This is a genomic window from Phaeobacter piscinae, from assembly GCF_002407245.1.
GTDB classification, from domain to species: domain Bacteria; phylum Pseudomonadota; class Alphaproteobacteria; order Rhodobacterales; family Rhodobacteraceae; genus Phaeobacter; species Phaeobacter piscinae.
In genome coordinates this window covers 849,901-865,961 of record NZ_CP010681.1, presented here as the reverse complement: position 1 = coordinate 865,961, position 16,061 = coordinate 849,901, and the positions used below count along the sequence as shown (strand labels likewise).

The 16,061-nt window shown below is 61.6% G+C and carries 15 protein-coding genes; 7 read left to right on the top strand and 8 right to left on the bottom strand.

All coding sequences use genetic code 11. From position 1 onward, the window contains the following. The 6 genes from phaeop14_RS03980 to phaeop14_RS03950 form a co-directional block, all read right to left on the bottom strand. Positions 1 to 339, bottom strand: coding sequence for a hypothetical protein (locus phaeop14_RS03980; protein ID WP_024097986.1), 339 nt, complete (start codon positions 337 to 339; stop codon positions 1 to 3). A gap of 38 nt (positions 340 to 377) precedes the next feature. Continuing rightward, positions 378 to 923: a sarcosine oxidase subunit gamma gene (locus phaeop14_RS03975; protein WP_040181008.1), complete on the bottom strand. Its 546-nt coding sequence runs from the start codon at positions 921 to 923 to the stop codon at positions 378 to 380. Further along, positions 916 to 3,837 (bottom strand): sarcosine oxidase subunit alpha family protein, encoded by a 2,922-nt coding sequence (locus phaeop14_RS03970; RefSeq protein ID WP_096788817.1) that lies wholly within the window; start codon positions 3,835 to 3,837, stop codon positions 916 to 918. The genes phaeop14_RS03975 and phaeop14_RS03970 overlap by 8 nt, the downstream gene beginning before the upstream one ends. Further along, entirely contained in the window at positions 3,837 to 4,097 is a 261-nt protein-coding gene (locus phaeop14_RS03965; RefSeq protein ID WP_040180886.1) for a sarcosine oxidase subunit delta, read from the bottom strand. The genes phaeop14_RS03970 and phaeop14_RS03965 overlap by 1 nt, the downstream gene beginning before the upstream one ends. Positions 4,098 to 4,178: 81 nt before the next feature. Then, positions 4,179 to 5,432, bottom strand: coding sequence for a sarcosine oxidase subunit beta family protein (locus tag phaeop14_RS03960; protein ID WP_040173669.1), 1,254 nt, complete (start codon positions 5,430 to 5,432; stop codon positions 4,179 to 4,181). Between the two features lie 437 nt (positions 5,433 to 5,869). Then, on the bottom strand, positions 5,870 to 7,300 hold the full coding sequence (locus phaeop14_RS03950) for a Glu/Leu/Phe/Val family dehydrogenase (RefSeq protein ID WP_096788815.1): 1,431 nt from the start codon (positions 7,298 to 7,300) through the stop codon (positions 5,870 to 5,872). Positions 7,301 to 7,658: 358 nt separating this feature from the next. On the opposite strand from phaeop14_RS03950, the gene phaeop14_RS03945 reads away from it, so the two are divergent. The 3 genes from phaeop14_RS03945 to phaeop14_RS03935 are packed head-to-tail and all read left to right on the top strand — an operon-like array spanning position 7,659 to position 10,501. Then, on the top strand, positions 7,659 to 9,341 hold the full coding sequence (locus phaeop14_RS03945) for a TadE/TadG family type IV pilus assembly protein (protein ID WP_040181010.1): 1,683 nt from the start codon (positions 7,659 to 7,661) through the stop codon (positions 9,339 to 9,341). Beyond that, complete coding sequence (locus phaeop14_RS03940) at positions 9,338 to 9,898, top strand: TadE/TadG family type IV pilus assembly protein (RefSeq protein WP_040180888.1); 561 nt, start codon at positions 9,338 to 9,340, stop codon at positions 9,896 to 9,898. The genes phaeop14_RS03945 and phaeop14_RS03940 overlap by 4 nt, the downstream gene beginning before the upstream one ends. Positions 9,899 to 9,901: 3 nt before the next feature. Continuing rightward, positions 9,902 to 10,501 carry a TadE/TadG family type IV pilus assembly protein gene (locus phaeop14_RS03935; RefSeq protein ID WP_040173673.1) on the top strand — a complete coding sequence of 200 codons (600 nt, stop codon included), beginning with the start codon at positions 9,902 to 9,904 and terminating at the stop codon, positions 10,499 to 10,501. Between the two features lie 89 nt (positions 10,502 to 10,590). On the opposite strand, the gene phaeop14_RS03930 is transcribed toward phaeop14_RS03935, so the two are convergent. Beyond that, positions 10,591 to 11,106 (bottom strand): hypothetical protein, encoded by a 516-nt coding sequence (locus tag phaeop14_RS03930; RefSeq protein ID WP_096788814.1) that lies wholly within the window; start codon positions 11,104 to 11,106, stop codon positions 10,591 to 10,593. 233 nt (positions 11,107 to 11,339) lie between these two features. On the opposite strand from phaeop14_RS03930, the gene phaeop14_RS03925 reads away from it, so the two are divergent. Next, positions 11,340 to 12,251: a pirin family protein gene (locus tag phaeop14_RS03925; protein ID WP_040173679.1), complete on the top strand. Its 912-nt coding sequence runs from the start codon at positions 11,340 to 11,342 to the stop codon at positions 12,249 to 12,251. Positions 12,252 to 12,330: 79 nt separating this feature from the next. Here the strand turns inward: phaeop14_RS03925 and phaeop14_RS03920 are convergent, their stop codons facing one another. Next, a complete protein-coding gene (locus phaeop14_RS03920) occupies positions 12,331 to 12,948 on the bottom strand; it encodes a TetR/AcrR family transcriptional regulator (protein ID WP_096788813.1) in 618 nt (205 codons plus the stop codon). Between the two features lie 97 nt (positions 12,949 to 13,045). Here phaeop14_RS03920 and phaeop14_RS03915 point away from each other — a divergent pair, with 97 nt between their 5' ends. The 3 genes from phaeop14_RS03915 (at position 13,046) to glpX (ending at position 15,951) form a co-directional block, all read left to right on the top strand. After that, positions 13,046 to 13,375 (top strand): hypothetical protein, encoded by a 330-nt coding sequence (locus phaeop14_RS03915; protein WP_040180891.1) that lies wholly within the window; start codon positions 13,046 to 13,048, stop codon positions 13,373 to 13,375. Positions 13,376 to 13,548: 173 nt separating this feature from the next. Beyond that, the gene (locus tag phaeop14_RS03910; protein ID WP_096788812.1) at positions 13,549 to 14,835 is read left to right on the top strand and encodes a homoserine dehydrogenase; all 1,287 of its coding nucleotides are present in this window, start codon (positions 13,549 to 13,551) and stop codon (positions 14,833 to 14,835) included. Positions 14,836 to 14,967: 132 nt separating this feature from the next. Further along, positions 14,968 to 15,951, top strand: coding sequence for a class II fructose-bisphosphatase (gene glpX / locus phaeop14_RS03905; RefSeq protein ID WP_040173689.1), 984 nt, complete (start codon positions 14,968 to 14,970; stop codon positions 15,949 to 15,951). Positions 15,952 to 16,061: the final 110 nt, after the last annotated feature.

Sequence of the window (16,061 nt, the reverse complement as noted above, 5' to 3'; positions counted from 1 at the left end):
TCAGTTGCTCTGCAGCTGCTTTTTCATCTTCTGGATCTGATCCCAGTTTTCCAGGCACTGCTGTTCCATCAACGCGCCCAGATCCGTATTGCGCAGATCGCGCTTGCGCAGGCTATAGACATGGGCCGTCAGTTGCGGAATGGCCTTGCTGTACTGGTCCGGCCAGCTGGGATCACTGTCCAGAATCGTCTGGCTGACCTCCGCCTGCTTCACCCGGTCCAGCCGCGCCTGCTGCACCGCCGCCATGACCTGCCCTTGATACTTGCAGCTTTTTTCTTTCTTTTCAGCCGCATAGACTGGCGTTGCCAGCAATGCCGCGACAAGGGCAAGACGGATCATACAGATGACTCCCGGAATCAGTTGGTGATCCAGAGAGATTACCCCCGTGCCGCGACAGCTTCCATCGCTGTTTTCAGATCATCCACAAGTGTCTCCGCCATGGAGCGGAACACCATGATCTGCAGGGTCTTTGGCCCAAGCCGCGTGATGGAGGCCGCCATATGTTTCAACTCACAGCGAACCGTGTGGCCGCGTTTGAACACAGCTGGCCGCAGATCCACCGGGCAGAGCCGCGCCAGCACCGCATCTCCCTGCGCCCCCTCCAGCCGGACCACCGCCCAACCGTCGCTCTGATCGGTCAGTGCAGCATGGTCTGCCAGCACAGGATCTGGCCGGACCCCGCTCAGCAGGGCCATCTCGCGGCCAAACCAGATAATCCGCGCGCCCGCTTTGGCATGGCTGCGGTTCGGCGCCGGCCAGCGCAGCCCATGCGCCGCCTCCAAGGCAGCCGACAGCGCGCCCGCCTGCCCAGCATAGGGCGCCAGCGTCGTCCTCTCTTCATCCGGTGCTTCAGTCAGCGACAGCGCCCCGACCTCTAAGGGCAGAAGCCCGGCACAGGGGGTTTTTGCACTCAACTCAACCACGGGCACGCTCCCCTTCCGGATCAAAGAACACTGGCTCCACAATCTCGCACAGCGTATCCAGGCCAGCCGTGTGATCCACCATCCGAATAGGATCACCGATCCTGCCCGGGCCAGCCTTGATCAGCGCCAGACCAATCATATGGCCCAATGTCGGCGAATAGCAGACCGAGGTCACATAGCCCTGATCAGATACCCGCGTGACAGGATCCTCCGGGTCAAACAGATGCGCCCCGGCTGTCAGTTGCTGCACCGCACCGGTGGGTTTGATCCCCACCAGCCGCATGCGGGTCTTGTCGACCAACCCAGCGCGCAATGCCATCTCGCGGCCCACACAGGGCTTGCCAGAACGCAACATTCCACCAAACCCCAGATCATGCAGCGTCGCCGTGCCATTGATCTCGGCATGCGTCAGAAACCCTTTTTCAATCCGCAGGACATTCAGGGCCTCCAACCCGTAGGCCCCACCGCCCAGCGCTTCGGCCCGGCGCAGCAACTCGCCAAAGAGGCTCTCACCGTAGCGCGCCGGCACCGCCAGCTCATAAGCCTCCTCACCCGAGAAGGAGATGCGGAACAGCCGTCCTGTTACGCCGCCCAAAGCCACCTCGCCGCAGGCCATGAACGGCCAGTCCTCAGCCCCAAAATCTGCGCCAAGCAGATCCTGCAATAACGCGCGCGCCTTGGGACCGGCGATGGAAAACTGCGCCCATTGCTCGGTCGCGGAATTGATCCGCACATCCCAATCGGGGTGCAAGGCCTGGGTTACGAACTCCAGATGCGCCATGACCTGCCCGGCCGCGGCGGTGGTTGTGGTCATCACATAGTGGTTCTGCGCCAGACAGGCGGTGGTGCCATCATCCATCACAAACCCATCTTCGCGCAGCATCAGACCGTAGCGCACCCGACCCGGTTTCAGCTTGGCAAAGCCATTGGCATAGACACAATTCAGCAGCCGCGCCGCATCCGGTCCCTGAATATCAATCTTGCCGAGGGTGGAGACATCTGCGACCCCCACCGCATTACGCACATACCCGACCTCGCGGTCGCAGGACTGCCGCCAATGGGTCTCGCCGGCTTTGGGGAAGTAGCTGGCCCGATACCAAAGCCCCACCTCCATCATATGGGCGCCCATATCCTCCGCCAGCCGGTGCGAGGTCAGCAGCCGCCGGGGCGCAAAGCCCTGATCTTCGGCCCCCGCCCCCATTACGCCGATCGGCACCGGCACGTAAGGTGGGCGGAACGTGGTGGTGCCGGTCTCGGGGATACTGCGCCCCGTAGCCTCCGCCAGAACCGCCAGCGCAACCACGTTTGAGCTTTTGCCCTGATCCGTGGCCATCCCTTGGGTGGTGTAGCGCTTCATATGCTCGACCGAGCGGAAGTTCTCGCGCCCGGCCTGACAGATATCCTTGACCGTGACGTCGTTCTGAAAATCAACCCAGGCGCGCCCGCGCCCCGGCACCGACCACAGTGGGGAGATGCGATACTCTGCCTGCTCTGCCTCGGGCATCTCTGCCGCAACCGCCCGCTTGCCCAATGCCTCAAGCGCGCGCGCGCCCGCCTCAGCCCCATCTTGCAAGGCCGCCGCGGTGGCAAACCGTCCGCGACAAGCCCCCACGGGCTCCAGCCCGGGAACCGCACCATCCTGCGGCACAAAACACGCAAGGTCCCGCCGCCAGCGAGGCCGCCCGTTCAGATGGCAGGTCAGGTGCAGCGTCGGATTCCAACCACCGGACATCGCCAGACAGTCAGCCTGCAACTTTTCCTCCCCCGAAACCGAGCGCAGGGTCAGGCTCTCCAACCGTTTTTGCCCGGAGGCATTGCAGACCTGTGCCCCCCGGATCACCCGGAAATCAGGGCTCAGCGGGGCGTCATGGCGGCTGTCGATCACCGCCGCCACATGCACCCCCGCCGCCACCAGATCCCGTGCCGTGCGGTGCGCGTCATCGTTGTTGGCAAACACGGCCACCCGTTCCCCCGGCGCCACCCCCCAACGATTGAGATAGCTGCGCACGGCCCCGGCCATCATAATCCCTGGTCGGTCATTATTGGCAAAGGCCACAGGCCGCTCCAACGCACCCGCCGCAAGGATCGCCCGTTTGGCCACCAGCCGCCAGAAACAGGCGCGCGGTGCGGCTCCTGCCTGCTGCGGCGGTGTCTCCAGCGCCCCATAGGTGCCCTGATCATAGACCCCGGTCACGGTGGTGCGGGTCATACGGCGCACATTATCCAGACTGTCCAGCTCTGCCACCGCATTGGCGACCCACTCTCGCGCAGGCTGCCCCGCGATGGTTTCCCGCTCACTCAACAGTCTTCCGCCCGGGGTGCTGTCCTCGTCACACAGGATCACATCCGCGCCACCCCGCGCCGCCGTCAGCGCCGCCATCAACCCCGCGGGCCCGGCCCCGATCACCAAGAGATCGCAGAACCCATAGGCCTTCTCGTAGGTCGCATCATCCGGCGCACCAGACAACGCCCCCAGCCCGGCGGCGCGACGGATGATCGGCTCATAGATCTTTTCCCAGAACGCCGCCGGCCACATGAAGGTTTTATAGTAGAACCCCGCGCCCAGAAACGGCGCTGCCAGATCGTTCACCGCCATGGCGTCGAACCCGACCGACGGCCAGCAATTCTGACTGCGCGCCGCCAGTCCCTCATATAAGGGCAGCGTGGTGGCCCGCAGATTTGGTTCCTGCGCAGTTCCCTCACCCACGGTGACCAACGCGTTGGGTTCTTCACTGCCTGCAGTCAAGATACCGCGCGGGCGATGATATTTGAACGACCGCCCCACCAGATGAATGTCATTGGCCAGAAGCGCTGCCGCCAACGGCTCCCCTGCGCGCCCCGTGAGGCGCCGTCCGTTGAAGCTGAACCCAACCTCGCGCGCCTCCGCTGCGCCTTCCCATCCAGCGATCCGCATCAGCCCTCCTCCCCGGATGTGGCCAACTGGGCCGCGAGCATTTCGTGGCTGGCAGTGTCCCGCCGAACCCGGATCCAGCTGCCGCAGCCCTGCTGATGATACCACCATTCCTCAACCGGCCCGGCGGGATTGTCCCGCAGATGGACATGCGCATGCCAGACTTCAGGACTGTCGCCCTCTGCGGGCGCCGCAAGCGCAGCCCCGCGGTAATAGAACTCGCGCCGGTCGCGCTCACCACATAGGGGGCAGGTAATCCTCATGGTTGACGCCCTTTCACCTTTCCAAAAATACTCATTCCCGCCTCTGCGGCCGCCACAGGCCTCAGTTCGGAAATGCTGGGGTCAATGCAGATTATGCTGCGCACCGGTCGCCTCCTCATCCATTAGGCCACGGCCAGTTTCAAACCGGTTTAGCCGGAACCCCGCTGCCGCCTCATGGGGGCGGTCGGTTGCGATCAGATGGGCATAACACTGCCCAGAGGCCGGCGTCGCCTTAAAGCCGCCATAGCACCAGCCCGCATTGAGATAGAGCCCCTCGATCGATGTCCGGTCGATGATCGGCGAGCCATCCGGTGTCATATCCATGATACCGCCCCAACTGCGCAGCAGCCGCGCCTTGCCGATGGCGGGCAACATCGCCATGCAGGCTTCCATCGTGTGTTCCACCATCGGCAGATTCCCCCGCGCCGCGTAAGACGCATAGAGATCGAGATAGCTGCCAAAAACCAACCCGCCCTTGTCGGACTGGCTGATGTACAAATGCCCCTCAGCAAAGGTGAGCACATGATCAATGATCGGCTTCAGCCCCTCTGAGACAAAAGCCTGCAAGACATGGCTCTCAATCGGCAGGGTCAGGCCCGCCATCGCGGCCACCTGGCTGGACCGCCCGGCTGCGGCCATTGCCACCTTGCCCGCGCGGATCAGGCCACGGGAAGTCTCAACCCCGATGACCTTGCCGCCTTCGGTCCGAATGCCGGTCACCTCACAGTTCTGCAGGATATCAACACCGCGCTGGTCCGCACCCCGTGCAAAACCCCAGGCCACCGCATCATGGCGCGCCGTGCCCGCACGGCGCTGCAACAGCGCCCCCTGAATGGGAAAGCGATTGTTGGCATAATTCAGTAGCGGCACCATGTCGCGCAGTTGATCACGGGACAGGATCTCGGCGTCATCGCCCTGATTGATGATTGCGTTCGCGCGCCGCACTGCGCTGTCACGCTGCGCATCATTGTGGAACACGTTCAAGATCCCACGCTGCGACATCATCGCATTGTAATTCAGATCCTGTTCCAACCCCTCCCACAGCTTCAGGGAATGGGAGTAGAACTCAGAGTTGCCCGGCAGATAATAATTGGCCCGCACGATGGTGGTGTTGCGCCCCACATTGCCACCGCCGATATAGCCGCGCTCCAGCACGGCGATATTGGTCATGCCGTGATCCTTGGCAAGATAGTAGGCGGTCGCCAGCCCATGGCCCCCGCCCCCGATGATCACCGCATCATACTGCGGTTTCGGATCCGGGTCACGCCAATGGCCCTGCCAGCCCCGGTTGCCTGTCAGCCCTTCGCGCAGCACGCGCCAGCCAGAAAATCGCATCCCCGTTCCCTTCTCGTCCCGTCGGAGCCGCCGCCTGCCGCCACGCGTGGTCGGACAGGGTAGCGGACGCCGCCTGAGCGACAGTCTGGCGCGATCTGCGCCCGGATACCAGCCCCACGCGCGCCGCGCCGGACGTCATCTGACGATATCAGCACCATGTTCAGGACATGTCTGTCTAGTGCCAATGTCGACCTCGCGAAGGAACAAAGGGTCGCAGTTCGACAAGATCAGGCGCGGGACCGCGTTCTTCCCCCAACCATTGACGGTGATTGCGGCAAAACTGCATCCCGCGAACTGCTCCCGCGATCACCGGGCAAACCGCCGCCAAATCGCAGTCACTTTGCGCCGGTTCATTGAGACCCGGTCCGCCAATAAAAAGGAGGCGGGAAACCCCGCCTCCTGTTAATACAGCTGATGCTGCGGTGCCTCTGCACCTGTCAGAGCCCCTTGGCGCGGTAGCTCTTGGCAACCTTATCGATGGAGACCAGATAAGCGGCGGTGCGCAAATCGGTGACATCGTTGCGGCCATGCCAGACCTCCCGCATCGACTGATAGGCCGTCCGCATGGTGTCATCCAGACCCGAGCGTACCAGCTCCAGCTCATCCGCCCCGCGCAGATAACGCTCGGTGAACTTGGGGTTCAACGTCCAGGTCTTGCCCAGGCTTTCGGACAAAGCTTCCAGCTCATCCACCACCAGCTGGTGACGTGCCTCTTCCTGACGGCGCTGCATCCGGCCAAAGCGAATGTGGCTGAGGTTCTTCACCCATTCGAAGTAGGACACCGTCACACCGCCCGCGTTGGCGTACATGTCGGGAATGATCACGGTCCCCTTGTCGCGCAGGATCTCATCCGCGCCCGCAGTGACGGGGCCATTCGCCGCCTCAATGATCAGCCGCGCCTTGATGTTGGCCGCGTTGGTGAGATTGATCACCCCCTCCAGCGCGGCCGGGATCAGGATGTCGCAGTCTTCTTCAAGCAGCAGCGCGCCGTTTTCAACGTACCGCGCATCCTGATAGCCCGTCACGCCGCCATTACTGGCGATCCACTGGAACACCGCTTCGATATCAAGACCGTTTTCGTCAATCAGACCGCCATCGCGTTCGATTACGGCGGTGATCTTGGCGCCGTCTTCCGACATCAGGAACTTCGCCGCGTGGTAGCCCACATTGCCGAGCCCCTGAACGATGACGCGTTTGCCGTCCAGTTTGCCGTCCATATTGGCAGCCGCGACATCCTCTGGATTACGGAAGAATTCGCGCAGCGCATATTGCACGCCGCGGCCCGTCGCCTCGACCCGGCCGGCAATGCCGCCCGCATTCAGCGGCTTGCCGGTCACACAGGCCTTGGCGTTGATATCGGTGGTGTTCATCCGTGCATATTGGTCGGCAATCCACGCCATTTCACGCTCTCCAGTGCCCATATCCGGGGCCGGAACGTTCTGCGAGGGGTTGATCAGATCGCGTTTGGCCAGCTCATAGGCGAACCGGCGGGTGATCAGCTCCAGCTCATGCTCTTCATACTGGCGCGGATCGATGCACAACCCGCCCTTGGAGCCACCAAACGGCGCCTCAACCAGCGCACATTTATAGGTCATCAGCGCCGCCAGCGCCTCAACCTCATCCTGGTTCACGCCCATCGCATAGCGGATGCCGCCTTTCACGGGCTCCATATGCTCGGAATGTACCGAACGATATCCGGTGAAGGTCTGGATCCCCCCCCGCAGCCGCACGCCAAAGCGTACAGTATAGGTCGCGTTGCAAACCCTGATCTTCTCTTCCAGGCCCGGTGGCAGGTCCATCAGGGACACCGCCCTGTTGAACATCAGGTCCACACTCTGGCGAAAACTGGGTTCTGTTGCACTGCTCATCGGCTGTACTCCGTGCTTCTGCGTCGACTCAGTGAGATAGTGTTCCGACACTATGACTCTTGGATTAAGAAGGTGCGACCTTTTTGACCATTCCCCCGCAAAAAGAATCAATTAAAGGCAAACTGATGACACGAGGTGTTTGACTGAGTCGCCGCGTTTTGTCGGCAGCCCTCATTTTGTTGACGCCCCCAGGACAACCAACTCCTAAGGCTCGCATTACCCTTAAAATCAACAACAATACGTATGATTTGGTCCGGTATGCGCCCCAATTCCGCCACCTTCATAAAGCATTAATAAGTGTGAAAATCCAATTCTGATGGCGCTGTGCCGGGGGGTTACGCGGCTGGGGGTTCGACACATGATAAAGCCTATTGAAAAGATATCCATCGCGGCCCGAAAGGCCTGCCTGACCGCCTGCATCCGCAGCGGGGCACAGCTGCGCGCCTTCCGGCAAGACGACTCGGGCGTGCTGCTGAAACCCATGGTCGGCTTCTTGCTGTCGATGCTGGCCGTTGGCGGGATCGGCGTTGATCTGATGCGCATGGAACGGGACCGCACCATCCTGCAATATACCCTCGACCGCGCAGTTCTGGCCGCGGCCGACCTCGACCAGCCCCTGCCGCCTGCGGCGGTGGTTCAGGACTATCTCAGCAAGGCGGGGCTCAATAAATACTACACACCCCCGGTGGCGGAAACCGGGCTTGGGTTCAAAAAGGTGCAAAGCACCATCGACACCACATTTGAAACCCACATGCTGAAGTTCTCCAGCGGCCAGGACATGCCGCTCTATGCGACCTCCCGCGCCGAAGAGAGCATTGACGGGCTGGAAATCTCATTGGTGCTGGATGTCTCCGGATCGATGCGCAGCAACAGCCGTCTGGCCAACCTCAAGGTTGCGGCAAAAGATTTCGTCGATACGATGATCGCCAATACCATCGACAACAAGATGTCGATCTCCATCATCCCCTACGCCACACAGGTCAGCCTGCCGACCGAGTTGATGGATCAGTACAACACCACGGATGAGCACGCATATTCCAACTGTGTGAATTTTGTCGGCAGCCATTTTCAGACCACCGCCCTGTCCACCACCCAGGAACTGGACCGGACGATGCACTTCAGCGTTTGGTCCGGCAGTGACTACCGCGCCAGCGCAAACCCGCTGGACAGCCCGACCTGTGAAGACAGTGCCAACCGTGAAATTCTGCCGTTCCAGAAAGATGCAAACACGCTCAAAGGCTTCATTGACGGTCTTCAGGCAGAAGGCAACACATCGATCGATGTTGGCATGAAATGGGGCACTGCCCTGCTCGATCCAAGTGCGCGTCCCGCCATCAGCGCGCTGGCATCGGGCGGCGGCGCCACGGTACCCGCAACGTTCAACAATCGCCCTGCGGCCTTCAATGACCACGAGACGGTCAAGGTTATCGTGCTGATGACCGACGGCAAGAATACCAACCAGTACTATGTCGAGTCCGACCATCGCGAAGGGTCCTCCGACGTCTGGTACAACTCTGCCGCCACCGGATCGAACCCGCGCTACTCACTCTATGACCCCCAACGCGATATGTACTGGTGGGACCGCATGAACCGCTGGGAAGATCACGCCTATGGTCAGGGCAGCTACCGCAAGTGCAGCAGTTACAGCTGCTGGTGGCAGGATGAGCAGGGAGAGCCTGAGAATGTCAAACGTCTGAGCTGGGGCGAACTGTTCGGTGAAACCTCATTGAAGTATCTCTACAAGTACCTCTATGGCGACTGGATGGGTCAGTCCTCGGCGCGCAGCGTCTGGTACTACGGCGTCTATGACTACTGGAACACCAGCACCAAAAACGCCCGCACCCGCGCTGTCTGCACCGCCGCCAAAAACCAAGGTATTGTTGTCTACACCATTGGTTTTGAGGCACCCAGCAGCGGCACCGCGGTGCTGAAGGATTGTGCCAGCTCGGATGCTCATCACTTTGATGTGCGCGGGCTTGAGATCCGCGACGCCTTTGCCTCCATCGCGACGTCGATCCGCCAGCTGAGGCTGACACAATGACCCGTCGCACTCCACATAAGACGGCCAGCCGACTGCGCCGCGCGCTGCGCCTGTTTCGCAAGCGCGAGGATGGCAACGCCACAGTGGAATTTGCCATTGTGATCCCCGCCTTTCTGTTTCTGCTGATGAACACGGTGGAACTCGGCATGATCACCATTCAGCAATCCATGCTGGAACGGGCGCTGGATCAGACCGTGCGGGGATTGCGCCTCTCAACCGGTGTTCCAAAGCAACACAATGAGATCCGCGACGAGGTCTGCCGCCGCTCCGGGTTCATCCGCAACTGCGGCACGTCACTGCGGCTCGAAATGGTACAGGTTGACCCCTATGCCTGGACGCCGGTTGACCCGGTTCCCGATTGCATCAACCGGGTTGAGGACGTGCAGCCCGTGCGCAACTTTGTCACCGGCGATTCCAACGAACTGATGTTCATCCGCGCCTGTATGGCCATGAAGCCCGTGTTCCCCCATTGGGGTCTGGCTGACGATATGGACAATGACGCCGACGGCCGGATCCGCCTCTATGCGACCTCAGCCTTTGTTCAGGAGCCCCGGTAAGCCATGTTGACCCGTATCCGCACCCTGTTCCGCCGCTACAGACGCGAAACCGATGGCTCTGTCTCGGTTGAGTTTGCCTTCTATATGCCGTTGCTGCTTGGCGTCTTTGCAGCAATCTACACCTATTTTGATGCGTTCCGTCAGGAAGGGGTGAATCTAAAAGCCGCATATACAATCTCGGATCTGATCTCGCGCGAAACCTCAACCCTGAATGAGGATTACATCGACAGCATGCACGATCTGGCCAAGCTGCTGATCCGTGTCGACTCCTCTATTTCTCTCAGGATCTCGGTGATCCGCTGGGATGAGGATGATAACCGCTACTACGTGGACTGGTCCAAGGTGCGTGGTGGCAAATTCACCGAATGGCAGGACGGCAACATTCAAGAGGTCAAGGATGATCTGCCGACCATGCCGGATCAGGAGCGGGTCATTCTGGTGGAAACCAAGAACGATATCGACCCCGCCTTCAATGTTGGCCTGCCCGATATGGATATCCAGAATTTCGTCTTCACTCGCCCACGTTTTGCACCGCAGGTGAAATTCGAAGGTCAGGACAGCGGTGGTGGCAGCCACGACGACAATAGCGGCCCCACAGACTAGAGCATTTCGATTTAGGCCAGCGGCTTAATCAACGAAGGCGCCTCCGGCATCGGTGGCGCCTTATTCTGGTTGACGATACAGATGCCGCCTCAGCCCTGCGACTGTCCCGCCTCACGCCGCGCAATCATGATGGCGAGGATTTCTGCCATGGATTTGCTCTGCGCACCCGGCGTCACACCCCCAATTCCAATCCGATGCCCCAGTCGCCACCAAAGCCCCGGCCGCCAGCTGCGCGCGCCCTTGGTGGCGGTTCGGATCAGAAAGCCGTTTGATGGTTTGAACGCAAACACCCCACGATCCACCGCAACAACATCCGCCACCTTGGCAATCACCGCCCCGTCGGAGCTGCGCAGCACCTCGTCGGTCAGTTCAATCCGCAATGCGGTGGCCTGCCACAGACGCATGGCCAGCCATAGGCAAAAGCCACCGATGGCCAGCAGAAAGACCAGCCAATGGGGGGCTGGCGGTGTGGCCAGCGCCACATAGATTGCCAGCGCGCCGACCACGATCAGCATCACCACTGCCAGCACCCGCCGCGGCGCGGAGGCATCAACAGTTGCCAAAATCTCATCCTTCATTTCGCCCGATCCCGCCCTCTGGCCCATCACCTATGTCCTCACCCTGGTCTTCAGCCCCGTCTGCACCTTGGGGCCGGTCCCGGCGGATGTAGCCTGATTGCGCCAAGGGGCATAGCCCCCTGTTGTGACGGTGTCCCGGAAAGAGGCTCGCACAGCTGATGTATGTGCGTCAGCGCACACGGGAAGTTAACACGCGGGCCTTCCCGACACACTCGCACAGGCTTATCTATGAGGGCATACACAGCAACCGGAGACCCGCCATGTCGATCCGTCCCATCCTGGAAACCCGCCCTGCCACACCGGCGCTGGAAGGCGCAGGCGTCAAACTGCACCGCGCCTTTGGTTTTCACGACCCGAGCGAGCTGGACCCCTTCCTGCTGTTCGACGACTTCCGCAATGACCGCCCCGAAGACTTCGAGGCCGGTTTCCCCTGGCACCCACACCGGGGAATCGAGACCATCACCTATGTGCTGGACGGGACCGTTCACCATGGCGATTCCCTGGGCAACAACGGCACCTTGGGCGCGGGAGATGTCCAGTGGATGACCGCAGGGTCAGGCATCCTGCACCAGGAAATGCCGAAAGGAAACGCCAAGGGCCAGATGCACGGTTTCCAGCTCTGGGGCAACCTGCCCGCCAGTCAGAAAATGACCGCGCCGCGCTATCAGGACATCACCGCCAAGGATATTCCCGAGGTGATTGACGACGACGGCACCCGGGTGAAGGTCATTGTTGGTGACTTCTGGGGCAAACGCGGTCCCGTCGATGGCATCGCTGCTGACCCACAATATCTGGATGTCTCTGTCCCGCCCGGCGTGAAGAAGACCTTCCGCATCGACACCTACCGGCGCGCCTTTGCCTATGTCTTTGCCGGTCAGGGCGCCTTTGTCGATGCTGCAACGCCGCAGGGCGTGTTGCTGGAAAAAGAGGTCGCGGGCGAGGAATTGCACATCCGCGATATGTCCGGCGATCGTACGCTGGTCCGGTTTGGCAGCGGTGAAGAAATCACCGTACAGGCTGGCCCGGAGGGCGTCCGCTTCTTGCTGATCTCAGGCGCCCCGATTGAGGAGCCCGTGGCCTGGCATGGCCCAATTGTGATGAACACACAGGATGAGCTGCGGCAGGCCTTCAGGGATCTGCGCAATGGTCAGTTCATCCGACCAGCCCATTAGATCCGCCACAGACGACCTGCTGGTGCCGCGTTGCTGTGCGGCGCCGACTCGTAATTGTACGGATCCAGGCGGGCCGGGTTCAGCCACGTACGGATTTCTGCACCATATCCCAGTAAATCGCCTCGACCTCGTCCAGCGACAGCCGCCCGCCACTGCGATACCAGGTCATCACACCGTTCAGCATCGCAATCACCGCCAGAGTCGCGATTTTGGTGTCGGGGATATGAAACACGCCCAGCCGCACCCCGTCCTTCAGGATTGTTTCCAGCGCATTCTCATATTCGCGACGCAGGGACTCGATCGCGGTGAAATTGTCTTCCGACAGGTTCCGCAGCTCCATATAAGCGATGAAAACCGCATCCGGCCGCTCCAGATGGAAGCGAATGTGAAACCGGGTAAAGGCCTCAAGCCGCGCCAGAACATGATCCTCGGCACCGCCAGACGGCACCGTCTGATCCAGGGCCCGCAGATCCTGCCAGGCCTGCAACAGCTCGGTCATATGACCTTCCATCAGGCTGAACAACAGGCTCTGCTTATCAGGGGTATAGTTATAAAGCGCCCCGGCCTGTACCCCGACCTCAGATGCGATCTGGCGCATCGAGACCGCCGCATAACCATGCTGGGCAAACAGCTTCAACGCCGCAGCACGGATGCGCGGACCGGTGATATCGGAATGTGAACCTTGGGTACGTGCCATGTCTCGATTTTATATGAACATTCGTTCAGATAAAAGCCCCGCTTGTGCCTTTTCACCAATATGTGCATCAAGGGAATAGTGAACAAGGATGGTTTTAATGCAATCGCCCGCACAGCCCAAAAACCGACCCCCGATGCCCAGCATATGTGCAACCCCGGCATCGGCGCCCGTCCGTCGGCATTCTCGGCTGTTTCCCCTGCTCGCCGCAGCTGCACTCATCTCAGCCTGTGCCCGCGTGCCGGAGCTGGAAGACCGGCTCACCCCCGATCTGCGCGGCGCCGACTACCCTGCCCTTGTGCCCTTGGAGGATGCACTTCAGCCCAGCCCCCCCGCAGCTGAAGAGAGCAAAGCGCTGGAAGACACGCTGGATGCCCGCGCCGCCCGCTTGCAGGCCCGCGCTGATCGGCTGCGCGCCGCGCAACCCTGACGCGGGACACCCCGCTTGGCAGCCCCGGCAGCCATGAGCAAAGCCGCCTGATATCACAGCAATACAGGCCCTGCCCTGGGATTTGTCCGCTGCGTACCGCCGCCGCCGTTGCACCGCTGCGCCGAACCCGCTAAGGCGGGGAGACGTCTTTCGGAATTAAAGGATCCCCAGCTATGACAGAGCCGCTTCGCCTTGGAATTGCAGGTTTGGGCACGGTTGGCACCGGCGTGATCAAGATCATCCGCCGTCAGGCAGCCATGCTGGAGGCCCGCACCGGACGCCAGATCCAGATCACAGCGGTCTCCGCCCGGAACGCAGGCAAGGACCGTGGCGTGCCGCTTGGCGATTATGCTTGGGAAACCGACCCTGTGGCGCTGGCCACCCGCGACGATGTCGATGTCTTTGTGGAGCTGATGGGCGGCCATGAAGGCGCTGCCAAGGCCGCGACCGAGGCCGCTCTGGAGGCAGGCAAGGACGTTGTCACCGCCAACAAGGCGTTGCTGGCTATCCACGGTCAGGCGCTGGCTGAACAGGCCGAGGCCGCAGGCCGCGTGATCCGCTTTGAAGCGGCTGTCGCGGGCGGCATCCCGGTGATCAAATCCCTGACCGAAGGTCTGGCAGGCAATGAAATCACCCGCGTCATGGGCGTGATGAACGGCACCTGCAACTATATTCTGACCCAGATGGAAGCCACCGGCCAGGGCTACAACGCCCTGTTTGAGGAATGTGGCCGCCTTGGCTATCTTGAGGCTGATCCCAATCTCGATGTGGGCGGCATCGACGCCGGACACAAGCTGGCGATCCTCTCTGCCATCGCCTTCGGCACCAAGCCCGCCTTTGACGATGTGCAGCTGGAAGGCATCCAGCGCATCAGCCTGGACGACATCCGCCACGCCGCCGATATGGGCTACCGGATCAAGCTTCTGGGCGTCGCACAGCGCACCGGGCGTGGGCTGGAACAGCGCATGTCGCCCTGTCTGGTACCTGCAAACTCTCCGCTCGGCCAACTGGAAGGCGGCACCAATATGGTGGTGATCGAAGGCGACGCGGTCGAACAGATCGTCCTGCGCGGCCCCGGTGCCGGCGAAGGCCCAACCGCCAGCGCCGTCCTTGGTGACATCTGCGATCTGGCCCGCGGCAGCCGTCTGGCCACCTTCGGCCAGCCTGCGACCTCTTTGGAGAATGCCCCTGCAGCCCAGACCAGTCTTGCCGCCCCGCATTATCTGCGCCTCGCCCTGCTGGACAAACCCGGCGCATTGGCAAAGGTGGCTGCCGCTCTTGGCAATGCCGGGATCTCCATCGACCGGATGCGCCAATACGGCCACTCCGAGCCGACCGCGCCCGTGCTGATCGTGACACATAAATGCACCTCCAGCACTCTGCAGACAGCGCTGGAAGATCTGGCCAAGACCGATGTTGTGGCCAGTGAGCCTGTTGCGCTACGCATCGAAGAGGTCTGAGCGCCATCAGGTATAAAAACACCGGTATCGGCGCCAATTGCTACGGCCCGTTACCGCCAACCGCCCTTGCCCGCGCTGCCAGATGCAGGGTATGCGACGGCACCGACCCGGGATTGAGATAGGACATTGGCTATGACTTCTGACACCAACGACGCCGCATTTAACGACCGCCTGCTGTCGCTCGGCCTGGCCCGCGTGGCCGAACAGGCCGCTCTGGCCTCTGCGCCGCTGATTGGTCGCGGCGACGAGAAAGCCGCCGATCAGGCCGCCGTCAACGCCATGCGCGAACAGCTGAACCTCTTGGATATCGCAGGCGTCGTGGTTATCGGCGAAGGGGAGCGGGACGAAGCGCCCATGCTCTTTATCGGTGAGGAAGTCGGCACCGGCAAAGGCCCCGGCGTTGATATCGCGCTGGACCCGCTCGAAGGCACCACGCTGACCGCCAAGGATATGCCGAACGCGCTGACCGTGATCGCGATGGGGCCGCGCGGCTCTATGCTGCACGCGCCGGACACCTATATGGACAAGCTGGCCGTGGGTCCGGGCCTGCCGGACAATGTTGTGTCGCTGGACATGAGCCCTCGCGAGCGGGTTGAGGCGTTGGCCAAGGCCAAGGGCTGCGCCCCCTCTGACATCACCGTCTGCATTCTGGAGCGCCCCCGCCACGAGGCGATGATCGCTGAGGTCCGCGAAACCGGCGCCGCCATCCGCCTGATCACCGACGGCGATGTGGCCGGCGTGATGCATTGCGCCGAATCTGAGATTACCGGCATTGACATGTATATGGGTCAGGGCGGCGCCCCTGAGGGTGTGCTGGCGGCAGCTGCATTGAAATGCATGGGGGGTCAGATCTTTGGCCGCCTGTTGTTCCGCAACGATGATGAGAAAGCCCGCGCTGCCAAGGCCGGCATCACCGATCTGGACCGCGTCTATGCCCGCGACGAGATGGTCACCAGCGATGTGATCTTTGCGGCAACCGGCGTCACCGGCGGCTCGTTGCTGCCCGCGATCAAACGCCAGCCGGGCTGGGTCGAAACCACCACATTGCTGATGCGCTCCAAAACCGGCTCCGTGCGCCGGATGAGCTACCGGACACCGCTCAGCGCGCATCAGTAGGATCTGACCTTGCGACGTATCGCAAAGGTTGGGTTTTTGAGTATTTGAAGAAAGGTGAAAGGCCGGGTCCGCGCAGATCCGGCCTTTGCCATAAGAACGCCCCGTCAGCG

What these genes read in the sequence shown, in the direction of transcription:
- phaeop14_RS03980 (WP_024097986.1), bottom strand. Translation starts at nt 339, where the DNA reads ATGATCCGTCTTGCCCTTGTCGCGGCATTGCTGGCAACGCCAGTCTAT.
- phaeop14_RS03970 (WP_096788817.1), bottom strand. Translation starts at nt 3,837, where the DNA reads ATGCGGATCGCTGGATGGGAAGGCGCAGCGGAGGCGCGCGAGGTTGGG.
- phaeop14_RS03965 (WP_040180886.1), bottom strand. Translation starts at nt 4,097, where the DNA reads ATGAGGATTACCTGCCCCCTATGTGGTGAGCGCGACCGGCGCGAGTTC.
- phaeop14_RS03960 (WP_040173669.1), bottom strand. Translation starts at nt 5,432, where the DNA reads ATGCGATTTTCTGGCTGGCGCGTGCTGCGCGAAGGGCTGACAGGCAAC.
- phaeop14_RS03950 (WP_096788815.1), bottom strand. Translation starts at nt 7,300, where the DNA reads ATGAGCAGTGCAACAGAACCCAGTTTTCGCCAGAGTGTGGACCTGATG.
- phaeop14_RS03945 (WP_040181010.1), top strand. Translation starts at nt 7,659, where the DNA reads ATGATAAAGCCTATTGAAAAGATATCCATCGCGGCCCGAAAGGCCTGC.
- phaeop14_RS03940 (WP_040180888.1), top strand. Translation starts at nt 9,338, where the DNA reads ATGACCCGTCGCACTCCACATAAGACGGCCAGCCGACTGCGCCGCGCG.
- phaeop14_RS03935 (WP_040173673.1), top strand. Translation starts at nt 9,902, where the DNA reads ATGTTGACCCGTATCCGCACCCTGTTCCGCCGCTACAGACGCGAAACC.
- phaeop14_RS03930 (WP_096788814.1), bottom strand. Translation starts at nt 11,106, where the DNA reads ATGGGCCAGAGGGCGGGATCGGGCGAAATGAAGGATGAGATTTTGGCA.
- phaeop14_RS03925 (WP_040173679.1), top strand. Translation starts at nt 11,340, where the DNA reads ATGTCGATCCGTCCCATCCTGGAAACCCGCCCTGCCACACCGGCGCTG.
- phaeop14_RS03920 (WP_096788813.1), bottom strand. Translation starts at nt 12,948, where the DNA reads ATGGCACGTACCCAAGGTTCACATTCCGATATCACCGGTCCGCGCATC.
- phaeop14_RS03915 (WP_040180891.1), top strand. Translation starts at nt 13,046, where the DNA reads ATGCAATCGCCCGCACAGCCCAAAAACCGACCCCCGATGCCCAGCATA.
- phaeop14_RS03910 (WP_096788812.1), top strand. Translation starts at nt 13,549, where the DNA reads ATGACAGAGCCGCTTCGCCTTGGAATTGCAGGTTTGGGCACGGTTGGC.
- glpX (WP_040173689.1), top strand. Translation starts at nt 14,968, where the DNA reads ATGACTTCTGACACCAACGACGCCGCATTTAACGACCGCCTGCTGTCG.